Annotated in this window: 20 protein-coding genes and 4 pseudogenes; 12 read left to right on the top strand and 12 right to left on the bottom strand. The window is 66.7% G+C overall.

Annotation, left to right across the window (positions count from 1 at the left end):
• Window positions 1-470: 470 nt before the first annotated feature.
• Both BMW88_RS39110 and BMW88_RS39105 read right to left on the bottom strand, forming a co-directional pair.
• Complete coding sequence (locus tag BMW88_RS39110) at window positions 471-1,127, bottom strand: response regulator (protein ID WP_342715342.1); 657 nt, start codon at window positions 1,125-1,127, stop codon at window positions 471-473.
• Between the two features lie 58 nt (window positions 1,128-1,185).
• Window positions 1,186-2,301 carry a sensor histidine kinase gene (locus BMW88_RS39105; RefSeq protein WP_177221649.1) on the bottom strand — a complete coding sequence of 372 codons (1,116 nt, stop codon included), beginning with the start codon at window positions 2,299-2,301 and terminating at the stop codon, window positions 1,186-1,188.
• Window positions 2,302-2,558: 257 nt separating this feature from the next.
• On the opposite strand from BMW88_RS39105, the gene BMW88_RS39100 reads away from it, so the two are divergent.
• The 4 genes and pseudogenes from BMW88_RS39100 to BMW88_RS43865 all read left to right on the top strand — a co-directional run bounded on the left by BMW88_RS39100 (window position 2,559) and on the right by BMW88_RS43865 (window position 5,320).
• The gene (locus BMW88_RS39100; protein ID WP_177221648.1) at window positions 2,559-3,626 is read left to right on the top strand and encodes a serine hydrolase domain-containing protein; all 1,068 of its coding nucleotides are present in this window, start codon (window positions 2,559-2,561) and stop codon (window positions 3,624-3,626) included.
• Between the two features lie 145 nt (window positions 3,627-3,771).
• Window positions 3,772-3,954 (top strand): annotated as a pseudogene (locus BMW88_RS44600) (beta-ketoacyl synthase N-terminal-like domain-containing protein); the annotation flags it as partial.
• Between the two features lie 77 nt (window positions 3,955-4,031).
• A complete protein-coding gene (locus BMW88_RS43870; RefSeq protein ID WP_089961727.1) occupies window positions 4,032-4,241 on the top strand; it encodes a hypothetical protein in 210 nt (69 codons plus the stop codon).
• Window positions 4,242-5,134: 893 nt separating this feature from the next.
• A complete protein-coding gene (locus BMW88_RS43865) occupies window positions 5,135-5,320 on the top strand; it encodes a hypothetical protein (protein WP_245778368.1) in 186 nt (61 codons plus the stop codon).
• 380 nt (window positions 5,321-5,700) lie between these two features.
• On the opposite strand, the gene BMW88_RS41490 is transcribed toward BMW88_RS43865, so the two are convergent.
• From BMW88_RS41490 to BMW88_RS44255, 7 genes and pseudogenes are all read right to left on the bottom strand, one after another.
• Window positions 5,701-6,267: a hypothetical protein gene (locus BMW88_RS41490; RefSeq protein WP_143116480.1), complete on the bottom strand. Its 567-nt coding sequence runs from the start codon at window positions 6,265-6,267 to the stop codon at window positions 5,701-5,703.
• Between the two features lie 147 nt (window positions 6,268-6,414).
• Complete coding sequence (locus tag BMW88_RS39080; RefSeq protein WP_089961723.1) at window positions 6,415-7,620, bottom strand: cytochrome P450 family protein; 1,206 nt, start codon at window positions 7,618-7,620, stop codon at window positions 6,415-6,417.
• A gap of 25 nt (window positions 7,621-7,645) precedes the next feature.
• Window positions 7,646-8,617, bottom strand: a complete 972-nt coding sequence (locus BMW88_RS39075; protein ID WP_089961721.1) for an aldo/keto reductase — start codon at window positions 8,615-8,617, stop codon at window positions 7,646-7,648.
• Window positions 8,614-9,492: an SDR family NAD(P)-dependent oxidoreductase gene (locus BMW88_RS39070; RefSeq protein WP_245778367.1), complete on the bottom strand. Its 879-nt coding sequence runs from the start codon at window positions 9,490-9,492 to the stop codon at window positions 8,614-8,616. The genes BMW88_RS39075 and BMW88_RS39070 overlap by 4 nt, the downstream gene beginning before the upstream one ends.
• Window positions 9,493-10,309: 817 nt before the next feature.
• A complete protein-coding gene (locus BMW88_RS39065; RefSeq protein WP_143116479.1) occupies window positions 10,310-10,612 on the bottom strand; it encodes a type 2 periplasmic-binding domain-containing protein in 303 nt (100 codons plus the stop codon).
• A gap of 373 nt (window positions 10,613-10,985) precedes the next feature.
• A pseudogene (locus tag BMW88_RS44595) lies at window positions 10,986-11,120 on the bottom strand (Scr1 family TA system antitoxin-like transcriptional regulator); the annotation flags it as partial.
• Window positions 11,121-11,677: 557 nt separating this feature from the next.
• The gene (locus BMW88_RS44255) at window positions 11,678-11,812 is read right to left on the bottom strand and encodes a hypothetical protein (RefSeq protein WP_281249520.1); all 135 of its coding nucleotides are present in this window, start codon (window positions 11,810-11,812) and stop codon (window positions 11,678-11,680) included.
• Window positions 11,813-12,069: 257 nt separating this feature from the next.
• On the opposite strand from BMW88_RS44255, the gene BMW88_RS39060 reads away from it, so the two are divergent.
• The gene (locus BMW88_RS39060; protein WP_143116478.1) at window positions 12,070-13,029 is read left to right on the top strand and encodes a cupin domain-containing protein; all 960 of its coding nucleotides are present in this window, start codon (window positions 12,070-12,072) and stop codon (window positions 13,027-13,029) included.
• A gap of 727 nt (window positions 13,030-13,756) precedes the next feature.
• Here BMW88_RS39060 and BMW88_RS44250 read toward each other — a convergent pair.
• Window positions 13,757-13,888, bottom strand: coding sequence for a hypothetical protein (locus BMW88_RS44250; protein WP_281249519.1), 132 nt, complete (start codon window positions 13,886-13,888; stop codon window positions 13,757-13,759).
• A gap of 408 nt (window positions 13,889-14,296) precedes the next feature.
• Here BMW88_RS44250 and BMW88_RS39055 point away from each other — a divergent pair, with 408 nt between their 5' ends.
• Window positions 14,297-15,772, top strand: coding sequence for an aldehyde dehydrogenase family protein (locus tag BMW88_RS39055; RefSeq protein WP_089961707.1), 1,476 nt, complete (start codon window positions 14,297-14,299; stop codon window positions 15,770-15,772).
• Between the two features lie 773 nt (window positions 15,773-16,545).
• Here the strand turns inward: BMW88_RS39055 and BMW88_RS39050 are convergent.
• Window positions 16,546-17,736, bottom strand: coding sequence for a glycosyltransferase (locus BMW88_RS39050; RefSeq protein WP_177221646.1), 1,191 nt, complete (start codon window positions 17,734-17,736; stop codon window positions 16,546-16,548).
• A 1,801-nt stretch (window positions 17,737-19,537) separates the two neighbouring features.
• Here BMW88_RS39050 and BMW88_RS39045 point away from each other — a divergent pair.
• The 5 genes and pseudogenes from BMW88_RS39045 (at window position 19,538) to BMW88_RS39025 (ending at window position 23,600) form a co-directional block, all read left to right on the top strand.
• Window positions 19,538-20,761 (top strand): 2-isopropylmalate synthase, encoded by a 1,224-nt coding sequence (locus BMW88_RS39045; protein ID WP_089961701.1) that lies wholly within the window; start codon window positions 19,538-19,540, stop codon window positions 20,759-20,761.
• Window positions 20,758-21,402 (top strand): Sua5/YciO/YrdC/YwlC family protein, encoded by a 645-nt coding sequence (locus tag BMW88_RS39040; RefSeq protein WP_089961698.1) that lies wholly within the window; start codon window positions 20,758-20,760, stop codon window positions 21,400-21,402. The genes BMW88_RS39045 and BMW88_RS39040 overlap by 4 nt, the downstream gene beginning before the upstream one ends.
• 139 nt (window positions 21,403-21,541) lie before the next feature.
• Window positions 21,542-22,227, top strand: a pseudogene (locus BMW88_RS39035) (beta-ketoacyl [acyl carrier protein] synthase domain-containing protein).
• Window positions 22,224-22,688: an SDR family oxidoreductase gene (locus BMW88_RS39030; protein ID WP_143116476.1), complete on the top strand. Its 465-nt coding sequence runs from the start codon at window positions 22,224-22,226 to the stop codon at window positions 22,686-22,688. The pseudogene BMW88_RS39035 and the gene BMW88_RS39030 overlap by 4 nt, the downstream one beginning before the upstream one ends.
• Before the next feature lie 141 nt (window positions 22,689-22,829).
• Window positions 22,830-23,600, top strand: a complete 771-nt coding sequence (locus BMW88_RS39025; RefSeq protein ID WP_089961692.1) for a thioesterase II family protein — start codon at window positions 22,830-22,832, stop codon at window positions 23,598-23,600.
• A gap of 283 nt (window positions 23,601-23,883) precedes the next feature.
• Here the strand turns inward: BMW88_RS39025 and BMW88_RS39020 are convergent, their stop codons facing one another.
• Complete coding sequence (locus tag BMW88_RS39020; protein ID WP_089961690.1) at window positions 23,884-24,084, bottom strand: hypothetical protein; 201 nt, start codon at window positions 24,082-24,084, stop codon at window positions 23,884-23,886.
• A gap of 41 nt (window positions 24,085-24,125) precedes the next feature.
• On the opposite strand from BMW88_RS39020, the pseudogene BMW88_RS39015 reads away from it, so the two are divergent.
• Window positions 24,126-24,708 (top strand): annotated as a pseudogene (locus BMW88_RS39015) (XdhC family protein); the annotation flags it as partial.
• Window positions 24,709-24,819: the final 111 nt, after the last annotated feature.

The raw sequence follows: 24,819 nt of genomic DNA, 5'->3' as shown, positions 1-24,819 counted from the left end.
AACACCGGCACCCACTCCGGCCGGTCCGCACTGATCACCCGCTCCACACCAAGATCATCGATCGCGCCGAGACGGCGTTACGGGACAACCTTTAGTGCCGCGCGCCCACCGATCACTCGACGCGCAGCACCCTCTGCGGACTTTGCCCCAACCTCTCGAACCCGATCACATCGAAAGCCTCAGCTTAGATCAACACAGCGTTCTCGGGGAGTCATCCACGAGAACGCTGTGTGACTTAACCTGCAAGGACGCATTTTCGGCACGCACAACCTGCCGGTGGCAAGCTTGCGTGATTTGCGTGTTCAAGTGGCTATGGATAGCTCGCCGGGTATTTAAGGGCTAATCAAGGCAATCGGATAGGTGTTCGGTTTCGTATGATGCGGAAGTCCCCTTCGGACCTGATGTGACACATCCTCCACACAGGACTACGCAGCATCCCCCTGGACTTGGTGCGGATGCTGGCGGTCGCTTCAGCCGCCGTGTGCTGCGGAGCCCGGAACGACCAGTCCGCTCTCGTAGGCCGCGACGACAGCCTGAGCGCGGGTGGTCAGGTTCAACTTCCGCATCGTGTGCTTCACATGTGTTTTCACCGTTGCTTCGCTGATCGCGAGCTGGTTCGCGATCCCCTCGTTGGTCGATCCGGTTCCGAGCAGCCGCAGGATCTCGGTTTCTCGTGGTGTCAGTTCCGGCAGGCGGGTGTTCGCCTGAAGCTCGACGCGGTGACGTTGTGCGTAGGTCTGGATCAGTCGCAGGGTGATGGCCGGTGAGATCAGCATCTCTCCTATCGCGACCGTGCGCACCGCCGCGATGATCCGATCGGGAGGTGTGTCCTTCATGATGAACCCGGCGGCTCCCTCGGTCAGCGCCGTGTAGACGTACTCGGGGATGTCGAAGGTCGTCAACACGACGACCTGGGTTTCCGGACGCATCGCGAGGATGCGCCGGGTGGCGCTGAGCCCGTCCATGACCGGCATCTTGATGTCCATGAGAACGACGTCGGGCCCCAGATCGGCGACCAATGCCACAGCTCGCTCGCCGTCTGACGCCTCGCCGACGGGTTCGATGCCGGGTGCGGCGTTGAGCAACGCCATGAGAGCGTGGCGAACGAGGTACTGGTCGTCGACCACCAGAACGCGGATTGCCATCACATCTCTCCAGCACGTGGATTCGGTCTGCGGTCGGAAATCAGGCCTCGTCCGGAATCGGCAGGCGCAACACGACCTGGAACCCTCGGGGAGAGTGGTGTCCGGCGTCGAGGATGCCACCGTAGAGTTCGGCGCGCTCGCGCATCCCCTGGATGCCGTGCGACTTCGTCTTGGCGCTGGAACGTCTTGGCGCGCCGTCATCGGTGATGGTCAACATCAGTTCGTGTGCACGGTAGTCGAGCACTACCTCCACGGCTGCGGGACCCGCGTGCTTGAGGACGTTGGTCAGGGACTCCTGCGCGACGCGATAGGCGCAGAGGTCCTGCCCAGGAGGCAAGGCGCGCGGTGTTCCCCTCACCACGAGTGCGACGGTGAGGCCGGCGTCGCGCGTGCGTTCCACCAAACCTGGGAGAGCGTCGAGGCCCGGGCTCGCGAGTTGCACGTCCGGGAATTCGTTCTCGTTCTCCACCCGCAGCACGTCGAGCAGCCTACGCATCTCGGTCAAGCCTTCTCGGCAGGACTCGGAGGCAGCTGAAATCGCGGTACGCGCCGTAGCGGGATCGGACGCGATGGTGTATTCAGCCACCCCGGCCTGCAAAGAGATCACGGACATGTGGTGCGCGACGATGTCGTGCAACTCCCGTGCGATCCGCACGCGTTCGTCGGCGGCCGCGCGACCCGCTCGCTCGGCTGCTTCCTCAGCACGCCTGGCCCATTTCTTGGAGCTCTCGCCGAGCATCCAGGCAATGAACAGGATCAAGGCGGTCTGCACGGCCTCCGGCCATTTCAGCGTCGCCTCCCCGACGTATTCGGGCGCCAGCAGGCAGAACGCAGACGCCGCTGCCATGATCGCGGCGATCCGTGAGCTACGCACGTTGGCGACTGTGAACACGCCGATGAGCACACCGAGCCCTCTGTTGCCCACCGCGCCATAACCGAGAAACGCGTAGGCGACCGTGGAACCAAGAATTACGCACAACGACGTTACCGGCACGACATGACGAACCGCCACCGGCGCCACCGTGAGTGCTGCGAGCGACAAATCCACGAGTGTGAGATCGGCGCCGAAATATCCCACTTGATTGGCCAGAGTGAGGACCGTGGCCGTCAGAGCGAGAAGAAGGTCCGCCCACGCCGGTCGGAGAAGCTTGCGCACCGGCTGGACTCTACCAGGGGATTCTTGTCCAGAAACAGACGAGATCCGCCCTACCACCAGAAGGGTAGGGCGGACGACCAAGAAGGATGACGACATCGCATCGATGAGTTCTTACGGTGATGACCATGAGGACGAAAACGAGCGCACTGATAGTGCTGGCCGCAATCTCGTTCGGCACCGGATGTTCGCCGGCTGGCGCCGAGCACGACGGGAACGACGCGACCCAGGTCTCTTTGCAGAAAGATGCCGACGCACTGGTGTCGAAAGGTACCCCCGGCGTTCTCACCGAGTTGCGCATGCCCAACGGTGTCGTGAAGGTCCGCAGCGGAGAAGGCGATACCGACGCGAAGACGCCGGTCCCGTGGGACGCCCACTTCCGCATCGCGAGCTTCAGCAAGACCTTCGTGGCGACCACGCTGCTCCAACTCGTCGGCGAACACCGCCTGTCGCTCGACGACACCGTCGAGAAGTGGTTGCCCGGAGTCGTGACCGGCAACGGGAACGACGGCAGCAAGATCACCATTCGTCAGCTGCTCCAGCACACCAGCGGCGTTCCCGAGTACATCGCCGGTGTGCCGGTGTTCACCGAGAGCGACTTCCGGCAACACCGGTTCGACAAGCACTCCCCGGCAGACCTCGTCGCCCTCGCGATGCGTCAGACACCCACCTTCGCGCCCGGCGCCGGTTGGAGCTACTCCAACACCAACTACGTGCTGGCCGGAATGATCATCGGCGAGGTGACCGGCCAGGACTGGCGCGCCGCCGTCGACGAGCGGATCATCAAGCGCCTGGGCATGCGGAACACGTCGACCCCCGGACACTCGACTGTGCTGCCGCATCCCCACGCGACCGCGTACGAGCGCTTCCCGGAAGACGTCACAGCGGAGCCGCTGCGCTTCGGAAAGCCCGTCGACGTCACCGAACTGAACCCGTCCTACGCCGAAGCGGCAGGCGAACTGGTCAGCACCACCGGCGACGCGCTGGTCTTCCTCCAAGCCTTGATCTCGGGCAAACTCCTCGCTCCCGCGGAGCTGGCCGAGATGCAGAAGACGGTGCCGGCGCCGAGCCTGCAGTCGGTGTGGCCGGAAGCGCGCTATGGACTGGGCATCGCTTGGATTCCCACCGCGTGCGGCGGGTACTGGTCACACGCGGGCGACATCCAGGGCTTCCAGACCCGCAACGGGATCACGCCCGACGGCAAGCGCAGTGTCATCGTCTCGATGAACACCGACTCCGTGATCCCGAAGGAGTCGTCCACCCCGCCGACGCCGCTCGAGGACCCGTCTTTCGACCTGGTCAAGAACGCGCTTTGTGAACGCAGGTAGTGATCCCAGGGCGGCGGACGTGATTCTCGCGGTTGACCACACCACCACGTCGAGCACGGCGAAGCCGACACGCTGGCTCATTTGGACTGATCACCGAAGCTTGCTCCCGTGCCATGTGGACGGGCCTGTCCGAGATCTGTGAGGCATCAATGACGCGTTCGAGTTTGGCGGCCCTGACAACGACGTCGCCGTCGTGGGTTTGGGCCTGCGGTTGGCTGATGGCATCTGTGAATCAGCGGACTTCTGGGCCGGCTTGATCGCGGCGCGCAGCGAGGTCGGGAACCTTCCCCGCGATCGGTGGTCGTCGTACCGGGCACACGGTCCCGCGGCCCGCTTCGAGGTGGCCAACATGCTCCACCCGGAACACCCCCCGTTCCTCGCGGCGGCTCCGACACCGTCGTCGACGTGGCACTCTTCCACGGCTTCGGCGCCTACGGAGATCCCGACGCGGCCAAGGCCTACGCCGACGTCATCCGCGAGACGTTCACGGGCGGCTGGGAGGTCGAGAGCATCGAAGCAGCCCACTACCAGGGTTTCATCACCGAGCAGATCTCCGAGGTGGCCGTCCAGCGAGGACTCGCCGCCCACGGCGAGGTACAGCTCGCGGCGTGGTAGATGCTGCGTCCGCAGGGTGGGCAGGCCGCGCACGAGGTCATCGATGCGGAGTACGGCAAGGTCATCGCGGTTCGCAGGCAACGTGGAGGCGGGGACCAAGCCGGAACAGGCCGAGAACGGCGAGGCGTCATCGTGCCAGACCACCCGGCCCGCCCGTGGGGGTAGACCAGCCCGTGCTCGTGGCCGGAGGTGTTGATCGAGGCGACCCTGCGAGGCTGGAACTCCCACCGGCTCCGGGCCGCAGCCCGTCCAGCCCGACGCAGGCGACGTGTGTGCGGACATCCGGGACAGGGCGTGTGACCTGGCCCGGATGGGCAGGGGTGGACTGCGTCCGGTCATCACGAAAGCGATGAGTCAGTCGGGACGCGTCAAGAAGCAGCAGCGCTTCGGCTTTGTGCAGCAGCCAGGGCAGCTGTTGGACCGCACGCTGATCTTGAAATTGGCCCCACCTGTGGCACGCGCTGCGTGAGTACGAGCGGCACTCCAACGAGCACCGCGCCCACCGATCACTCGCCGCTGAAGTACCCCTGCGGGCACGGCCTTGTCTCTTGAACACGGCCAGATTGAACGTCTCACCATTGACCGACAGGACCGTCTCGGCGGAGTCATCCGAGAGTACGACCATTCCGCTTAACCTGCGTGCATGCAGTTTTCGGCACGCATAGGGCCGCTGGTGATGCTGAACCTGTTGCGGTTCAAGGCCGTGCTTCAGGGCCTGGCACCTGACGCACGCCACCCCTACCTCGCTGCGTTCGCCGCGGGCTCGACCATCACGACGCTGGACCGAGTTGCAGCCGAACACTTCGAGCACTTCGGCGACCTGCTGTCCGAGATCATGAAGTTCGCGACGCTGCTCGTCTTCGGCGCACTGATAACGCCTCTCGCACCTGAGCGTGGGGGACTGGGCCGTCGCAGTCATCGCGATCTTCCTCGTGCACCCGGCCGCGATGATGATTTCGCTCCTGCGCACACCCCTGGCCGCACGCGAACGTTCCGCCGCCGCCTGGTTCGGCCCGAAGGGCTTCGCGTCGGTGGTCTACGGCCTTCTCGTCGTGCAGGCCGGGTGTTCCGACCGGTGAGCACGTGTTCGACCTGGTGGCGATCACCATCGCCCTGTCGATCGTGCTGCACTCCTCGACTGGCGTGCCCGTGCCCAAGGCCCTGGTTTCGTGCCTCCCGACGGGCTGCACACAGGCCTGGCCGATGACCGGAAGGAGCGGCTGGTTCGGAGCATCCGCAAAACCCGTCTACGCGCCCACGCGTATGCGGAGATCGCACTCGCGACAGCGGAGCGTGATCCCGATCGGGCGCGTGCCATCGCGATAGCGATCCACAGCGAACACCTGCGTGCAAACGCCCTGCGAGACGTCGTCCGCGTGTGGCCGTCGTGGGGCATCTGGACCGAGCAGCGCGCATCGCCACCTCGATTCGCCGGCGGCACGCCAGATCGGAGGCTTGCTCACTGGTCGTCCAGATTGCTGCGGCTACCGGCGACCTCGAACCGTCCACCCTGTTGCTGCGCTTGATCAGTCATCCGTTCTGGCGGTCCAGGGCGATCATCGGGATCGCACTCGCGCTCTTCGATGCCGGAGATCACGCCGCGGCGAGTGATCCGATGTCCGGCAACGGAATCTGGTTCCTGATCAGAGCGGCCCTGAGGGTCGGCGACTTCGACCGTGCCGAGTCCCTCGTCCGGTCGATCGAAGATTTGATCGACCGCTCCACAGGTGTCGAGGAACTCGTGAACGCCCTGATCGTGGCCGGTGAAGTCGACAAGGCGACCTCCGTGGCGCGATCGACCCCCCTCGACTTCAGCCGTGCCACAGCACTCGCCGCCGTGGCTGCGGCCACGCTCGCCGGCGGAGCGGCGCCCACGGTGGACGGCCTGGTCGCAGAGCTCTTCCCCCCGCGAGATCAGGCCCGATACTGGCGTGCCGTCGCCAAGTACGCGCCCGTGACCCAGGCATCGCAGTTCGTCGCGCCTGCACTGCAGACCGGCCCCTGGCACGACTGTCTGCTGGGTCACCCACTTGGAGTTCGTGTTCGCTTGTACACGGTTCGGGTCGCACGCCGGTCGGTCCGACCGCCGACGGAGGGGTCAGATCTGGGGCACGGCCTACGCCGACCTCGGTGGCGGGTCCATGCGACTGCGGAACTGGGAGTGCACATCCGGTCAGCCGAGGATCACCGGCAAGCTGTCGAGACGTCGCATGAACGAACCCGGACGCCAGACGAGCTCGTCGGTGCGAACTGCGAGGCGAGTACGGGGGAATCGCGTGAAGAAAGTGCTCAAGGCGGTCGCGGTTTCCCGGCGGCCCAGTTCGGCGCCTAGGCATCGATGCGGACCGTGGCCGAACCCGAGGTGCCCGCGCGTGTCACGATCAATGTCAAAGGTATCGGGGTCTGCGAACTGGCGGGGGTCACGACACGCCGCGCTGGGGGCCGTCACGATCAGCTCACCAGCCGGAATCGTTACGGAGTCCAAGGTCACCGGCTTGTCGAAGAACCGAGGGGGGAGCAGTTTGAACGGCGACTCGTAGCGTACGACTTCCTCGACGGCTTGGCTGAAGAGTTCGGGTGAAGCCACCAAGCGTGCGACGAGGCGCGGACGGTCGAGCAGCAGCGCGAGACCACTTCCGATGGCACTCGCCGGCTCCGAACCGCCGATCAACAGCACCACGAACGTCGAAGCCAGCTCTTCGACATCCATTCCGCCCTTGTCATCATGAATCTGCAACAAACGAGTGAACAGGTCGTCTCCAGGTTCGCGCCTCTTCAATTCGATCATACGCAACGCCAGTTCGTGCAGACGCCGGGCGCCAGCTTCCACTTCTGCGATGCTGGAACCGGTCAGCATAGACATTTGCCAGTCAGAAAACTCGTCACGTTCGTGCTCGGGAAGGCCGACGAGATCCGCCAGTACTGTGGCGGCAAGGGGTCGCGCGTAGGCTGCAACGAGGTCGACCGGTTCACCGATGGGAAGGCGGTCGAGCAGTGCAGTAGCTGTACGTTGGATTGTCGGCAGCACGCCGCTCAGCCGCGCCGTGCTGAACTCGCCGGCCAGCTGGCTACGTAGCCTTCGATGCTCGGGACCGTCGCGGTCGAGCAAGCTCCGTCGCGACTCAGGTGCGAGCCTGGCACTGCGCTCGGGTCGGAGAAGGGACTGCGGCACAATTTTCTTGCGGTGCTGAACGATGTCCTTGCATGCTTCGGGATCAGAGAGGATACGTCGGACATCCGTATACCTGGTCACGGCCCACATCCGGAAGCCGTTCACCTCGACGGGGCAAGCAGGCGTCGTCTCGCGCAACTCGCCAAGCACACCGCAGGGATCAGCGGTGAATTGTGCAGTGGTGAGATACTTCGGCCGTTGCTCCATTGTCACGACCTTCGCTGCTTTGTGATCAGATGCTGGCTTCGGGGTAGCCGATGTACGGCCGGGATATCTCGTCGAGTCGCTGGCGGTGTACTTCAGGCAGGCGGAGATCCGCGGTGGCCAAGGATTCCCTGAGCTGATCGTTGCTCCGTGCGCCAACCAGCGCGGCCACCACACCTGGCCGGTCACGAACCCACGCCAGAGACACGGCGACTGGCGTCACGTCGAGTTCGTCGGCGACGGAGACGACGGCATCGACGATTCTCGCCGCGCGATCATTGAGGTGCCTTCCCACGTACCACTTGAAGAATCGGCTGTTGGCGCGCTTTTGTGGTACTCCAAAGCGGTACTTTCCGGTCAGCACACCTCGGCCCAGAGGCGCCCACGCAAGAATGCCCAACCCCTGGTGTTCAGCCGCAGGCACTACTTCCCGCTCCACGCCCCGTTCGAGCAGCGAATACTCGACCTGCGTGCTGGTGAGCGGACAGCTGTCCTTCGCGGACTGGAGCATGGCCGCAGCCGCGGTCTGCCATCCTGCGTAGTTGCAGACACCAGCATGACGCACTTTCCCCGCGCTGATCGCAGCGTCGATGGCGTCGAGCGTCTCCTCGAGTGGGACGCGCCGGTCCCACCCGTGCAACTGCCACAAGTCGACATGATCGGTCTGCAATCGAACGAGTGAGGCATCCAGCGCGGCCAGCAGGTAGCTGCGAGAAGCATTCGCAGATGGCTTTCCGTCACTAATGACTGCAGCGGACTTGGTGGCCAGGACGACGGAGTCACGTGGCAGGCCGCCCGCGAGCATTCGACCGATGATTTCCTCGGCGCGACCACCGCCGTAGACATCCGCGGTGTCCACGAGGTTCCCGCCTGCGTCCATGTAGGTGGCCAGCTGGACCGCCGCGTCGGCGTGATCGGTCGAGCTGCCCCAGGTCGAGGTCCCCAATCCGATGGGAGACACGGTCAGCTCGCTGTTGCCCAGGCGGCGCGTCTGTCTCATCGGAACTCCCGACCATTGGCCGGGGAGCCGGGCACGCGTTCCCCGCCCGAGACAACGGTAACGAGGTCGTCGTCGGCGTTGATGACTCGCCCCGACCACGCGTCGGCGTCGCCGCGCGCCAGGCGAACAAGCGTTCCCACAGCGACGTCCAAGGGGGTGAAGTCGCCATCGTCCCGGACTTTGACCGCCCAGCGTCCGATCCGGCGCAGCCAGGGATTGTCACTGCTTTCCGCGAGTTCGATGCCGGTACGGGTGAGCCCTGCATCGACAAAGCCGGGGTTGTAGCTGAACACGGTGATGCCGGTGGAGCCGAGTTCGACGGCCAGGTTTTCAGTGAGCTTGAGCAACGCCGCCTTCGACACGGAATACGCCGTGGCGTACGGCCATCGATGAACACCAGCCGGGCTGACGAGGTTGATGATCCTGCCCCGACCGACGCGGTTCATGAACGTCAGTGCGGCCTGTGCGGCGACCAGCGGTCCTGCCACGTTGACCCGCTGGGTGTACCACCAAGCGTCGAAGTCGACATCGGCGGTCGGCCCGACCGGACCAGGATCGACGGCATTGTTGACGAGCACGTCCAGGCGTCCGCTGACGTCCACGATCCGTGCAACAGCGGCCTGCATGGCGCCTCTGTCCACCACGTCGGCCCTAATCGCTTCAATCGCGATCCCGTCCGCGGTCAGCGCCTTGACCGTGTCGTCCAGCGCCATGGTGTCCCGCCCGGTGATGAACACCCTTGCGCCCTCCCTGCCAAGAGCCTCGCTGAACGAACGACCGAGTCCCTTGGCGCCGCCGGTGATCAAAACAGTAGAGCCCTGCATGCTCCGGCGACCTCCGTTGTTGGCGGATGAACAGGCAAACGAGGACTTCATGGTGCGGAACGTCCTCCAGTTCGACCTGGCGGGCTTGCCTTCGTCTGGCATGTGAAATTGCCTTCCATTTCCGCTCCTGCAGTGGAGCTTCGAAATGGCGGCCACGCACCGGGGCGTGTAGTCGAACTCAGGAAGGAAAACATTTAACCCAGCAGCGTATCTCGCGACCGCCTGAAGGATGTGATCCACCTTATATAGGTGCCAGGCTGATTCAAAGCTGGCATTCCATTGCCTGGAACGCAGTTGTCCAACACCCAGCTTTCGCGACACGATCTTGCCCAGGACAGCCCGTTGAGGCGGGATCTCAGCTGGCGCCGGGAGAACTTACTCGGCGACGGCCAGACTGGCTCCGCGAGCTGCCTTGAACCTCAGGACCCTGATGCCGAGCCGGATCACGCGCGTGCGGGGAGAACACGTCCCCGAGTGAGCGGTGAGTAGCGTCGGCCGGGCGTGATGCCCGGCCACCGCCCGTAGGCGATCAGTGAGGGTTCGACGGGCTGGTCAGTCCTGTCGTTGTGCCGGATCGCGGTGGTCGAGCGAGGACGCTTCGCGGGACCCTGATGGGGACGCCGACTGGTGCGCGTCCACCGCGTCCAGGTCGAGCTGGCGTTCGAGGGTCTGACTGATCGACGCGATGGTCTGGTGCTGCGGCTTGAACAGTAGTGCGCCAGGCCGTGGTGACTCGCCTTTGCGGGCCTGGCGCAACATCATCTCGCTGGAGTGCGCAGGGCATGCTTGAAGTCGCGGCCGTAGTCGGCGTTGTTCGACCGTCTCGCCGAGCAGATGCTCACCCTCGCGTCGGTGCTTCGCGCGCGCTTCACCCGGCGGAGGTGAGCGCCGCGGCCCGCTCCTCCCACCAGGGTCGGAACACCGGGCTGTCCGCGGCCTGGCCGGCGTACGCACCCAGCACGTCGGCGAACACGCGGCTGGCCTGGCTCCAGGTCAGCCGCTCCCGCCGCCACGCGAACACCAGCCGCATCCGCATCGGTGCCCCGGCCAGCGGCCGCACCGCGACCCCCGGACCGCCCTGCGACGTCGGCTCGACCAGCTGCACGGCCTTGCCTGCCGCGATCAGCTGCCGCCCCGCCCCGCTAGGCACCTCGAAGCGGATCCGCGGCACGAAGCCCACCGCCCGGCGGTGAGCGGGAGTTCCTGATTGACCTCGCTCGGCCGCCTCACCGGGCTGCTCGGCGCGGACCTGCCGTTGCTGGAGCGGGCGTTCGGCCAGGACCGCCTCCGAACGATCCGACAGCAGGTTGAGTAGCGTGTGGACAGCAGGGTGATCGAGTGGGAAATGGTGCACCGCGACCTGTACTGGAACGACCTGATGCAGCCTGAGTTCGGCCTGCTGGCTTGGGAGATGTGAGGCAGAGGTCCTGCTGGGACTGGTGCGGCGACGCTGCTGTGTACAGCCTCCTGGTGCCTGCCGCAGCTGAGCGCGTCCGTGCAGTCGTCCGGGACGTGACGGTGCGGAAAGCTCGTCCAGGGAACGAGCAGTTCATGGTGGGACATGCCGTGGTCGAGTGCTGCGGCACCCGAAGGCTCATCTTCGGCAATTCGCTCACCTCCATGAGGTGGAGCAGTATTGCCCTCAGTACGCGCCTACCGCCTACGCCCTGTCGCAGCACCGCCTTTGGGAAACCGCCTTGGCGGCGATGGGCTCCGCTGGATCGGGTTGTCCACGCCTCTCTGATGCGCGCGAGCTGTTATGTGGTCGGCGAGTCGGAAGATGGCCTGAACAGTGTCTGTGGCGACGATGCGAAGCCGAGTCGCCTCGGCGGTCAGAAGGGGGAAGTCCTCGGCGGGGTCGAAGGCGGTCGCTTCCGTCTGTCGGGTCGTCTTCCGGGCCGCGGTGTGTTGTGCCTGTGACGAGACGAATCGCCACTCGAGCGCCAGCACTTTGTGGACACGGCCCAACGCCATGATGTCGATGTGACCAGATCTTTCGGAACCTCTGGAAAGTGGCGTCCTGACGAAGAGGTTCTCAGCTCATTCGCGTTGGAACGGTCGCGTCACATGTGTTGAACACCGTTCTGGCGGCGGTGATGCGGTTGTTCGCGAGGTGGATTCGGTCCTGTTCCGGCTTCCGGAACGGACGGTTGCAGGCTGGATCGTCGCTGGGTAGACGTAGTCGGTGTGCTTCGAGGACGCGTTCAGGGCAGTCTTTCGTCAGCTCGGGGACAAGTCAACGCAGGACATCAATGCCGCGCGGGGACAGCAACTGGTCCACCCACGTGAAGCCGACCGACTTCCAGCTCATCTCGGGACAGCTGGCGGCGCCGTCCGGCACAACCACCGACGCCGCAACCAGTTCCCGCACGCGTTGCGTGCTGGTCGGGTGAGCGGTTCCCCGATGACGCCGCCACCTGCTCGCCCCCGGACAGCGACTCCTGCCGGGAGAACGCGGCTCAAGGCTCGTGAGAGGACCCGACCAGGATGATCACTCCAAACAGGACAGACGCAGTCCGGCCGTTGCAGGCCCCCATCCGTCCGATCCCGTTCAAGTCCGTCGCCCCCAGGCCCGTGCCCGGGTGGAGGGAAATTCGTGTCCTCGTCGACGGACGCGCCAACGGCACGGTGCCCGGATTCTCCATGGCCGCCGGCGGGCTGGAACTCCCGGCGAACTTCCGCAGCGACCCGCAGCAGCACCCGGACAGCGACACGGTCCTGCTGTTCACCGCCGGCGGCCCAGTCCTCACCTACCACGGCGAAAACCTGCGCTTCTGGTCCGTCCAGTGGCCTGGGGACCTTTTGACAATCCCACGGGGGACGCCCTACGTCGTCGACGTCCTGTCCGAGCACGTAGGCGCCACCGGCTACGTGGTGCGCTCCACCAGCAGCCTGCTCGCCGACAACCTGGCCCGACCGGATCTCGACCATCAGGCGTCGGCCAAGGCCGACGCCGCCCGCGAGCACTGGAAGAACTGGACGCCCGCACCTGGCCGCTGCGCCGTGGTCCCGTTCGAGTCAGTCGCCCCCGTCGTCACCCCGCAAGGACATCGCATCCGGCCGCTCGTCGACGGACGACCTGGCGGCAACACGCCTGGGATGCGTTTCTCCGTCGGCGGACTGGACGTGCCCGGCGCCTTCCTCGCTCATCCCCACCACCACCCCGAGACCCATGTCCTCGTGCTGCCCACCGAATGTCCCGCGGAGGGCGCACTCACCCTTCACGGAGAGCAGCTCGAACACGACGCCGTGCAGTACTCCGGCGACCTCCTTCCCATCCCGGCCGGGCGCGAGTACGCGCACACCGTGCAGAACCTGAGCCTGTCGGAGCCCATCGGCCGCGTTTACGAGTTCCGGTCGCAGCCCTCGGTGCTCTGCGACAACCCCAGGCTCCCTGAGCTGCTCCCGATCGCTGAGCGACGGGGACGTGCGGCGCTCGAGAGTCTCCACGGCCTGGACGCGGTCGCCGAGCAGCTGCGTGCCGCGACCCCCACTCAACCCCGCGCCGACCTCACGAAGCGGCCTGAGCGCACGGACTGGGTGATGGGATTTGACGCGCCCTGCTCGGGAACCGGGTCGCGGTCGTGATCACCGCCTCGATCGCCCTCAGAACGCGTCCGCCGGGAAGGACTCCACGAGCGAAATGGTCCACGCCCGACTCGGTGCGGGTAGCGGCGCCGAAAGCGCTCGACGCGCCCCCACCGCCACTCGACAGCGCTGACCGCCGGACTTGTTGAGCGGATCGCGCACCGGCACCAGGTCCAGCCCAGGCAGGTGGTCGTCTCGGCCGGCTCTGGGACGGTGTCGGCGGCTGTGCTGTCGCGGACGAACCTGGTGTGGTTGGACCGCGGGGTCACCACATCAGGTTCCGGTGACGGGGTGTTCATCGAGGCTGCCCGATGTCTCGGTGTGTCTCGCCACACCGTTCCGCTCACTTTCGCCGGCGCGCAGGACCTGCACGAGATGGCCACGTGCTGCGGCACACGCAACACGGCGGTACTCATCGGCAATCCGCACCCGACGGCTGGCTTCATCTCGGAACGTGACCTCAACCGGTTTCTCGACGCGGTCGGCCCCTCGGCGTCAGTGGTCCTGGACGAGACCTACCGTCACCTGGTCACCGATCTCGCAGCCTCACGGAACCTTGTCCTCTACCGGCAGGCCAGATTCGAAGAATCGAAGCAGCAGCCGCCAACTACGCGGAGGCGCTGCGTCCGGCCGGGAGCGCGGACCTGGTCGGCTCCTGCATCCGCAAGGTTCTCGACGCCGCCAACAACGACTTCTGCGGCTACCCGGTCGAAGGCACAGACCGGGTTCACCGCTGCTGCAACGCGGTCAACGACCTGCTGCAGCCCACCATCGACCACCTGGCCCAGGTCGACACCTGGGTGCGATGTTCGATGCTCGCGCCACCGACCGTCCGGAGCGTGAACGGAATCTGCTTCACCGCCTCGTCCACGGAGGCGACGCCTGCCGACTGACACCGCATGAGCGGTTCTGGAACGCGGTGCTATCCCGGATCGCTGCCGAGGAAACCACTCGCCACCTGATCGCGAGCGCGATCGCAGCCATGCTCGAACTCGTTCTGCGGGAACAGCACACAGGATGGGTGCTCAGCACCAGCACTGCCCAGAACCCAGCTTCACCAGGATCCGCGGAACCGGTGCAAGAACCATCCTCCCGCTGGCCTGTGCGGCCGTTCCTTCAGCCGCGACTCAGACCAGCCCGTCTCAGTCCGCACCACCGACGAGCACCCCGGTGGTGCGGCGCCAGCGTTCCCCCGGCCTGGCGCCCCACCACAACGAAGCCCGTACAAGCCAACGCAACACCCGGTACACCGAGACGTGGAGACCTCATGAACAGCACTCGCGACGGCGAACAGAGCACCAGGCGCCACAAGCAATTCATCGGCGGCGAATGGCGCACCGGTTCGACGGACAAGGTTCTGGTGGACCGCAACCCGTTCGACGGGTCGACCATCGCGGAGTTCAACTGCGCGAGCGTCGCGGACGTCGACGAGGCATATCGAGCCGCCGAGGGCGCCAGGTCCGAGTGGGACAGGGTGAGCCCCCACACCAAGCGGGCGGTGTTCGAGCGGGCGGTCTCCTACGTCGAGGATCACACGCCGGAGATCGTCGACATCATCATCGACGAGCTCGGGGGTACGCGGCTCAAGGCACACTTCGAGATCGGCCTCGTGTTGGACATGCTCAAGGAGGCCGGCACCTTCCCGCTGCGCATGGACGTGCGCATCCTTCCGTCCCCCAGCCCCGACCGGGAGAACCGGGTCTACCGGGAGCCGGTCGGTGTCGTCGGGGTCATCAGCCCGTTCAACTTCCCGTTCTTCCTCGGCGTGAAGTCAGTCGCGCCCGCGCTCGCGGCGGGTAACGGTGTGGTGCTCAAGCCACACGAGGACACCCCGATCGTCGGCGGCACGCTGATCGCGGAGGTCTTCGAGGCGGCCGGCCTGCCCGCCGGCCTGCTCAACGTCGTGATCACGGAGATCCCGGTGATCGGTGACGCCTTCGTCGAACACCCCGTGCCGCGTGTCATCTCGTTCACCGGCTCGGACGCGGTGGGGCGGCACGTCGCCGAGGTGGCGGTCCGCAACTTCAAGAAGCCGATCCTGGAGCTGGGCGGCAACAGCGCCCTCATCGTCCTGGCGGACGCCGATCTCGAAGTGGCGGTGAACGCGGCCGTGTTCAGCCGCTTCACCCACCAGGGCCAGGTGTGCATGTCGGCCAGCCGGGTCCTCGTACACCGCGAGGTGTTCGACGAGTTCGCCTCCCGGTACGTCGCGAAGGCCGAGTCGCTGCCGGTCGGCGACCCGCGCGACCCGGACACCATCCTCGGCCCGCTGATCAACCAGCGGCAGGTCGACCGGCTGGCCGGGCAGGTCGAACAGGGCATCGCCGAGGGCGCTCGGGTGCTGCTGCGTGGCGAGGTGGACGGCACGCTCTTCCACCCGACCGTGCTGACCGGCGTCACGCCCGAGATGTCGGTGATGCAGGAGGAGCTGTTCGGTCCGGTCGCGTGCCTGGTGCCGTTCGACACCGAGGACGAGGCGGTGGCGATCGCCAACGACACCCGCTTCGGCCTGTCGGGCGCGGTCCACACCAGCGACCTCGACAAAGGCGTCGAGCTGGCCAGGCGCATCCACACCGGCATGATCCACGTCAACGACTCGACCATCGCCGACGAGGCGGGCGTCCCGTTCGGCGGTGAGAAGCAGTCCGGCCTCGGCCGCATGAACGGCGACTGGAGCCTGGACGCGTTCACGACGCTGAAGTGGATCTCGGTCAACCGGGGCCGCGCCCAATACCCCTACTGAGGCCTGGCCAACCGTCGGTGGCCAGCGAGCCGCCCGCGCTCTCCAGCGGTCTGCGGGTGGCAACCCTTGGGCGCTCCTCTCCAGGGGATGCCACCCGCAGACCGCGTCCACCCAGCTCGTCGAGCAAGCCACTCGACGCTCATCCACGAGCCGTCGACCACGAACGGGGCACGTCACGGCGCACCTTGGTCCAGGCGGATCACGTGGGATGTCAGCGTGAACTCCACGATCACGTGAGCGCATCAGCATGCCGCGGATGCCCGGAAAGGGATCTGCGGGCCGAGCCCCGATGATCACGCGCCGGGCCGCTCGCGAAGCTGCATCTGGGCTGTGAGCAGGGTCAGAAGCCGTTGTCGATCGTGCTGATCGCCGGACAACGGGGGCGACGATCCTCAGTTCATCCCAGTCCTACGGGGAATCCAGGTGCCGCGGCTGAACGACATGGCCAGGAATCGCCCGGATCGTGCCCTGGCGGACAAGGCCCACACCTTGAAGGCAATCGGGAACACCTGCGCCGCCGGGGTATCCGGGCGACCATCCCGAGCAAGACCGGCCACGACGTCCACCGCAAGTCCGAAGAGGTCGGAAGGCGGCAGACCACCGGCCTTCGAACCCGAGACCTGCAAACAGCGTCGGGCCGTGGAGTGCGGCATCAACCGGCTCGAACGCCACCGCGCGCTCGCCAACCGCTACGACGAACCCTCCATCCGCTGCGAGGCCACCGTCCACATCGCCGCGATCAACAAATGGCTCTGACGAAATTCCACACAGGCTCAGCGACCGTTCGAACGCCCGCTTTCGTTGCTCACCAACGACTGGAGGTCAGCGACGAACGTCTCGAGTGGCGGCAGGGCGAGCATGTCACGGTGGATCCGCCGAGCGTTGCTCCGATATCGCGGGTCCTCCAGAACTTTCCGACAGGCGGCCAGAACCTCGTCCGCCGTCACTGCTTCTGTGTGCAGTTGCTCGCCGACGCCGGCTTCCGCGCACCTGCGTGCGTTGTACGGCTGTTCTGAGAACATGGGCATGCAGACGAGCGGAACGCTACTTCGCATAGCTTCACGGACGCTGTTGTGACCGGCGTGTGTGACGAAGAGATTGCAGCGCTCCAGCAGAAGCGGCTGGGGAACCGACTCGACCAGGACCACTGTGGACGGAAGAGAGCCGAACGCTTCGTGCGCAACGCCGCGTCCTGTGCTGACCACCGCGACGCAGTCGAGTCGCGCCAAGGCCGTGACGACGGATTTGAGCAGCGAGAGGCCGTCCGACGCGAACGCGGCCAGCGTGCCCAAGCTCGCGAACACCCACGGCTTGTCGGCGGGCAACTGTGCCAGAACAGGCGGCAGGGCGTCGCCCCGCCTGCCGGGGTTCTCGTGCCGGTAGAACTTGGAGCGGGGTACGCCGGCCTCTGCTGGATCGTAGCTCTCGGGCATCAGGCAAGCGTGCAGGTGGCGGAAGTTGGCCTCCCCGGTGGGATCGGGCGGCAGGCCGAACGAAGCGCGGAGCGGGGCCATCAGCGGAGCGAGCGTGGCAGGCGGCGAGATCACGTTGACCGCGCCACCGATCGCGACGGAGGCGTGCGGCACGCCCAGCACTTCGGCGGCGAGCACGCCGCCGAACTCGAGCGTGCTGCGGACGATGACATCAGGATTCCACCCCGAGTTGATGATGTCCGTGGCCATCGCCTCGGCCGGAGGGCCGATGAAGAAGTCCACCGTCCTCTCCATCGCCGTGAGTTCTGCGAACGTCGTACCGGATTCCTTCAACGTCCGCGCTACGAGCTCCAAGATGTCGAGACCCGCCGGCAGATGATCGAACCCGTAGGCGGTGATGTCCTCGGCGGAGGTCGCGGCGGTGGCGATACTGACCGTGTGCCCTGCAGCCTCGGCGGCCCTGACGATCGGCACCAGAGCCCGGATGTGGGACGGTGAATTCGCAACGGTGAAAAGAATCCGCAAGGTCACGCTCCGATCGTGATGACCGCCTGCTGGGGCGGAACCCATTGACTGACGAGGGTCACCGATTGCAGTGGTCGCGTCAGCACGGGCGTGAACTGGTTCTGTCGGTGGGAGGCAGCGTCGCCGGGATGGTGAGGTGGCGTTTCTCCCGCTCCGGAACGAAGCCCTGACGACCGCCTGCGACCGACCCGCACACCTGGGCTCGCACTGGCAAGACGGGAAGTACCGGCGACCGCTGCGGACCGGGATTCACTTGGGGAAACTCTGGTGAGTCGGTCATCCCGGAACAAGCTGGCGTTCCGGCACTCGGAACGTGTTCCGGAGGTCTGTCGTCGCACTGGCGACGACGCTGCGTCCCCGAAAGGTCGCAGGAGCCGATCGGGGAACGGGTTGTCGGCCATGAGGTTTTCTGCTGAGTTGCGGTGCTCAACGGGCAGTTCGTGGTCGCCGCAGGGTGAACCGGGAGCGGTGGGCCAACCCACGATGTGCGCCGACTGTCCGATCGGGACTTCCTGCCGGTGCGTAGTCCGGCAGGAGATGCCGGTTGTAGATGGTGCACCGCTCCGGCGGCGACCCGCACCTGCCGGACCACGCCAGCGAGCGGGTCCAGGTCTTTTGGAGCCAGGTCCAAAACGGACTGAGGGTGTTGACCGTCTGGGCTCCCGATGGTGAGGAGGCCTGGATGCCAGAGCGTGTGAGGCGAGAAGGATCTGGTCACGCGGGCAGGCCGGCGCCTGGTCGTTCTGCGCCACGCCGAGGAAGTCAGCGGCGACGTGCCGCAACCTGTCGCTGTTACGGCACCACCCGCGATGTGTTCTACAGGTGGAAGCGCCGGAACGGTGGATCCTCCCTGAACTTGGTGTCATGGGTCACCATCTTGACTCCAGGTCCCTTGGTGGAGAGCAGTGCGGGTTGTCCCGCCTGGGTGGAGACCACCAGTAGCCGCGTCGCGGTGGTCCAGTCTGGACCGACGCTCGACAGGCTTGCCGGACGACGTGTCGTGGACTGATACCCGTGCCTGGCAAAGGGCACAAAGCACGGAGTCCCACCTGGAGCGGGCCGGGTGCGTGTCGTGTGCGTTGGCGATGAACTCCGTGGCCGGGCCGCAGCACCAGGTGATCAGGGATCCATTCAGCGACGCGACCTGCCGACGTCATGGACAACCGCAGCGCCTCGCTGGTCGATCTGCGATCTGAGTCACGCTTCCGCGGCTGGAGTGAGGCTGTCCATTCGTCTTCCGGTGAGAGTTTCTCGACGTCACCGCCGCCGGCGGGAGGGCATGTCCTCGCGGTCATCACCGCAGGCGTCAGGATTCACCTTTGGCACTGCGGACTTCCGCAGTGGGGCCAACGCAGAACTGGTTAGCATTGTGTACGCCACTGTTCGACAGGTGGCCGCACCTCTGAGGAGTTGCCGCGGCGGACGACTCGCGAGTGGTGTGCTCAGCCGTTCTGCCGGGCGATGCGGCTGGCGTGGTCGAGAGGTGCGGCGATGACGCCGCAAGTCATCCTGTCCTCGCCGTTCTGTCGCATACCACGTGAAACGCTGTACTCGTCGATGATGCCGCAGTTCAGTCGCGACGGGTGTTTGGTCGTTGCGGTTTTCCGTGATGTGCGGGTGGTCGATCCGCTTCAAGATCGAGGCGCCGACGCCCAGAGAATTCGTCGCATGGATGTGAAGAGCTCCACTACGGACATCCACGCAGAATCAGCTCCACCAGGGGACGGACGGAGTTCCGGGAGAACATCGCGGAACAGTCGTGCGGATATCAAAGTTGACGCGGATGGATTGGCAACGGTGAGCAGTGATGACTGAGTCGGATGTGGTGCGGGAGTCGGCGTTGGCCGGCCGGGTCGTGCTGTGGGAGGAGTCTGCGCGGGACGGGGCGCAGGGCAAGACGCTGATGAGCCCGGACTTCCGGGTACGGCTGGCGCGGGAGCAGGGTGCGATCTTCGGTGAGGACGGGCCGCGGCACGTCGTGTTCGCCGCAGGGTTCCCCGCGGTCTGCAAGGAGGAGTTCGAGGCGGTGCGCCGGGTTGCCATGGAGGCCGAGGGCGCGGTCAGCCCCGCCGCGGTGTGCCGGGGCACGGCTGCGGACGTGCGACAGGCGATCTCCTCGGTGCAGGGCGTCGCCCATGCGAGGGTCATGCTCGTCGTTCCGGCGTCGGAGGCCATGTCGCAGGTCATGACGCACCTGCCCGCCGCGCAGGCCGTGCGCGCCGGTGCCGCCCTCGTGACCGACTCACTCGGTGCCGGGGTCGCGGTGGACGTGTGCCTGGCCGACGCGTCGCGCGCCGATCACGGTCTGCTCGCGGACGCGGCGCGGGAGTTGACGGACGCGGGAGCGGGTGTGGTGTTCCTGGCGGACACGGTCGGCGACCAGTTGCCCGCCGATGCTGCGGCTATGTACACGGCCGCGCGGTCCGAGGGCGTCGTGCTCGCTTCGCATGCGCACAACGACCTCGGTCTGGGGCTGGCCAACACGATGGCGGCACTGCAAAGCGGAGTGCGCGTGGTGTCGTCCTCGTGGTTGGGCGTTGCGGAGCGCTCTGGTCTGGTGGCCACCGAACAGGTCCTGTTCCTCTTGGCGTACCGAGCCGACCGGACGAAGACGCTGCTCGGAGAGGACGCCGACCCGTGGAGCACGCCCCCGGACCTGACCCGGCTGCCCGTGCTGGCCCAGGCGGTGGCCGAGGAGACCGGTGTGCCGCTGGGCGTGACCACCCCGGTGGTCGGTACCGGTGTCGGCACGATTTCCACCGGAACCCCGTTCGTGCACCCGGAGCTGTTCCAGCCCTTCGACCCGGAGCAGGTCGGTATCACGCCGAGCATCGTGCTGACCCACCTGGCCAGCGCCCGTGTCGTCACCGCCGTCGCCGCCCGCCTGGGCCACGACCTGGACGTCACCGGGGCGCGCACCGCGATGTCGTGGGTCAAGTCCCGCGCCTACCAGCAGGGCCACGCGGTGGTGGACGACCAGGCGTTCGCCCACTACCTCGACGGAATGCGGGCTGGAGCGGTGCAGCGGTGATCGTCGGCGTCGAGGGTGTGCGAGACGCTCTGGGCCGGGGCGAGGCGGTGGTGCTGCCGAACCCCGTCCCGCTCACGCACGTCGTCACCGCCACGACCCCGACAGCGGTCAACGCCGCCAAGGGCCGACCGGTCGACCAGGCTGTCGCGGTGTGGGCGCACAGCCCCGACGTCGTCACCGAGATCATGTCGGCGACGACGCTCGAGCCGGCCGCGGCCACCCTGGCCCACCGGCTGCTCGGCGACGAGCACGTCACCCTGCTCGTGCCGATGTCGCCCAGCGTTCCCGACTGGCTGGCGCCCGCCACCAGGGACGGCTGGGCGTTGCTGTTCGGCGCCCGCTGGCCGCCGGTACGTCCAGTGCTGGAGCCGTTCCCGGTCCTCTACGTGAGCAGTGCGAACCGCACCGGCCACCAGCCGGTGGCCTCGACCGTCGACGCCCTCGAGATGTTCCCGCCCGGCACGCCCGTGCTGGACCTCGCGTACAGGGGCCTGGCGGAGCCTGTCCGGCGAGCCACCACCACGTTGCGCCTGCACCCCGACGGCAGCGTCGACCTGCACCGCCGCGGTGCTCAGGACCACCCGCACCGTGACACCACCGCCTACCTCGACCATCTCCGCGCCCGTTACGTCGAATCCTGATCTCGGCGATGAAGCAGCGTTCTCATTTCGCGGGTCGCATTTCAGGCGGCGAGTCCTGGCTGTGGGGGGCGATGACCGAACCGCGCCAGGACTTCACCTCCGCACGACTTCACCGCCGATCGAAGGAACTCAGTCGCACATGATCACGCCCGAACACGCTGCTGCCGCCGCGCGGGATGGAATCGCCGTCATCGGCCTGTCCTGCCGCCTTCCCCGGGCGGCGAACCCGGAGGCCTTCTGGGAACTGCTCGTCACCGGTGCGAGTGCGATCACCGAGACCCCGCCCGCGCGGTGGGACGCGAACGCCCTGTACGACGCCGACCTGTCGCGGCCCGGCCGAGCTCCCGCTGGGGCGGCTACCTCGACGAGGTCGACCGGTTCGACGCGGCGTTCTTCGGGATCTCCCCGCGCGAAGCCACGGACATGGATCCGCAGCAGCGGCTCGCGCTGGAGCTCGCGTGGGAGGCGCTTGAGAATGCCGGCGTCGTCCCAGGCGCTTTGCACGAGCACCCGGTCGGTGTGTTCATGGGCGCCTTCGGTTCCGACTACGCCACCCTCGCGCAGCGCGAGGGGATCGAGGAGATCGGGCACCACGCGGTCACCGGTCAGAGCTGCGGTCTCATCGCCAACCGGATCTCCTACACGCTGGGGCTGCGCGGCCCCAGCTTCACCGTCGACTCCGCGCAGTCGTCCGCGCTGGTCGCCGTGCACCTGGCCGCGCTGAGCATCCGCACCGGTGAGTGCGAGGTCGACGTGCTGATCAACAACGCCGGTGTCGGCGGTCCGGCCGGCCCCCTGTGGGAGGTCGACGAGGACCACTGGTGACAGACGATGGAGGTGAACCTGCGCGGGACCATGCGCGCCTGCCGGCGGTGTTGCCGGGCATGGTGGAGCGCGGGCACGGCCGGGTGATCAACGTCGTGAGCTCGGCGGGCAAGCACCGCTGGCCCAACGTCTCCGGCTACTCGGTGTCCAAGGCCGCCGCCATCAAGCTCGGCGAGAACCTCGCGCCGGAGCTGGCGGGCACCGGGGTGTCGGTCCTCAACTACCACCCCGGGCTGGTCGACCTCGGTCTGACCCGCAGGCAGCTGGAAGCCGGGAAGACCGGCGACCGCCACGTCGACGGGGTGGGTGCGTGGATGGCCGACCAGCGCGACGGCGGCCGGTTCACCACGCCCGAAGACTCCTCGGAGATGCTCGTGCGGCTGGTGACCGGTGAGGCGGACGCGTTGTCCGGCAGCTACCTGACGCCGGAGGACGACCTGAGCCGCCTGCTCGGCGGCTGATCTAATGCCCGGACCGCGCCACCCGCGCGGCCTGGGCCTTTCCCTGCGCTCAGGGGCTTGGCACGTCCCTGCCACCTGAGATGGACTTGTCCGAGGACAACCGCTTCGGCGTCATGGCGAACCGATCGGAAGAGGAAGAACATGGCGAACGTCGCCCAGGGCGACCGCTGGTTGAGGAAGTTCCACGCCGCGCCCGAGGAAGCTCCACACCTGGTGTGCTTCCCGTACGCGGGCGGCTCCGCCGGGTGGTTCAGCAGGCTCAGCGCGGAACTCGCCGGCGAGGTGCGGTTGTCCTCCGTCCAGTACCCAGGCCGCCTGGACCGCCTCCGCGACCGGCCGGTGGACGACCTGCACGTGCTGGCGGACCAGGTGTTCGCCGTTCTGCACACCAGCCGGCCGCTGGCGCTGTTCGGACACAGCATGGGCGCGGTAGTGGCGTTCGAGGTGGCGCGACGGCTGCAGGCAGCGTCCACCCCAGTCCCGCACCTGTTCGTGTCCGGCAGAGCGGCACCACATCTGCAACGCGACACGGGCGCGCACCTCATGTCCGACGACGACCTGATCACGAAGATCGAGTCGTTGGGCGGCGTCGAACCGGGCGTGCTGCGAAACGCGGAGCTCCGCGCGATGGTGCTACCCGTCGTGCGCAACGACTACCGGGCGATCGAGACCTATCGATGCGCACCCGCCCCGCCGATCACCGTGCCGATCACCGCTCTGGCCGGCACCGACGACCCGATCGTGTCCGTGCCGAACGTGGGCGGGTGGACGCGGTACACCACCGGGTCCTTCACCCTGGAGGAGCTGCCAGGGGGCCACTTCTTCCCGGCGAGCCAGTGGGGGACGGTCGCGGACCTCGTGCGGCGCGAACTCCGCGGCAGCGCCGGGCTTCGCCGCGCCCGAGACCGCTGACCGGCCGATCCGCGGTGGCGGCTGAGCGCCGGTCTACCCCCGGATCGGTTCGAGGCGACCTCGTCGATGCGGTTCTGCGCGCTGAAGAGCTGACCGTCCCTGGCCAGCCGAGCACCTGCCGTGACCATGAACAGCCGAAGACCCAGGTACGCGTGCACCTCGCTCTTCCACAGCGCCGAACCGGCGATGCAGTCACGTCCGTCCTCGAGCTCGAACCCGTACGCGCGTGAGTTGATGTCCGCGTACACCAGCAGCTGTTCGTCGGTCGTCACCCGCTCGAACGTCAGCTCCGGGTGAGAAGGCTCCGGGATCGGCAGCAGGTCTCCCGCCATTCCGGTACCGGGAAACGCGTACTCGAACCCGCCGCGGCGGCCAGCAGATCGAAGTCGGCACCCTCCACCAGGTCCTCGAACACCCACAGGAAACAGGCGTTCTTCTTCGTGCGCATGACGTCCGCGGCTTCGGCGAAGCGCCGCTCTCGCATGCCGTGGCACGGACGTGATCCGCTGAATCGACTGTCTCACCGGCGAGCCTGTGGAAGTGCTGGTCGAGGTGACCTCCCCGGCACCCCGAATGCTGATCTTCGGCGCGCTCGACTTCGCCGCAGCACTCAGCGAGGTGGGAAGATTCCTCGGCTACCGGGTCACCGTCTGCGACCCGAGGCCCGCCTTCGCCACCCGAAAACGGTTCCCGTCCGCGGAGGTGGTCGTCGACTGGCCGCACCGCTACTTGGAGGGCACTGAAACGGACGAACGTACAGTCGTGCGTTCTGACCCACGACCCCGAATTCGACATTCCAGTGCTGACCCTTGCCCGGCGGATGCCGCTGGCGTACGTCGGGGCAATGGGTTCGCGTCGCATCCATGCGGAGCGCATCTTGTTGTTGCGCGACGCCGGCGTCACACCTGATCAACTCGATCGGTTGCGGTCACCCCTCGGACTCGACCTGGGCGCACACACGCCGGAGGAGACGGCGTCGTCCATCGCTGCTGAAGTCACGGCTCACCACACTTCCGCGACGGGACGCCCGCTGACCGAACTCAGCGGCTCTGTTCATGCCCGTTCTGCGAACGGATCACGAGAAGTGTGCGTGAGTCCGAACGCATGAGCAGCTCCGGGCTCAGTAGGTACGTTGGACAGATGCCACGGCGTCACCAGCGGCCTGTGGTGCGGCGCGATCTGTCGCAACAACGGTTCGTGCTCCGGCCGAGCCCTGGCG

Origin of the sequence: Lentzea xinjiangensis (assembly GCF_900110955.1) — a bacterium.
GTDB lineage: Bacteria > Actinomycetota > Actinomycetes > Mycobacteriales > Pseudonocardiaceae > Lentzea > Lentzea xinjiangensis.
Note: the sequence above shows the minus strand (reverse complement) of the source record. Positions and strands in the feature narration are given on the sequence as shown.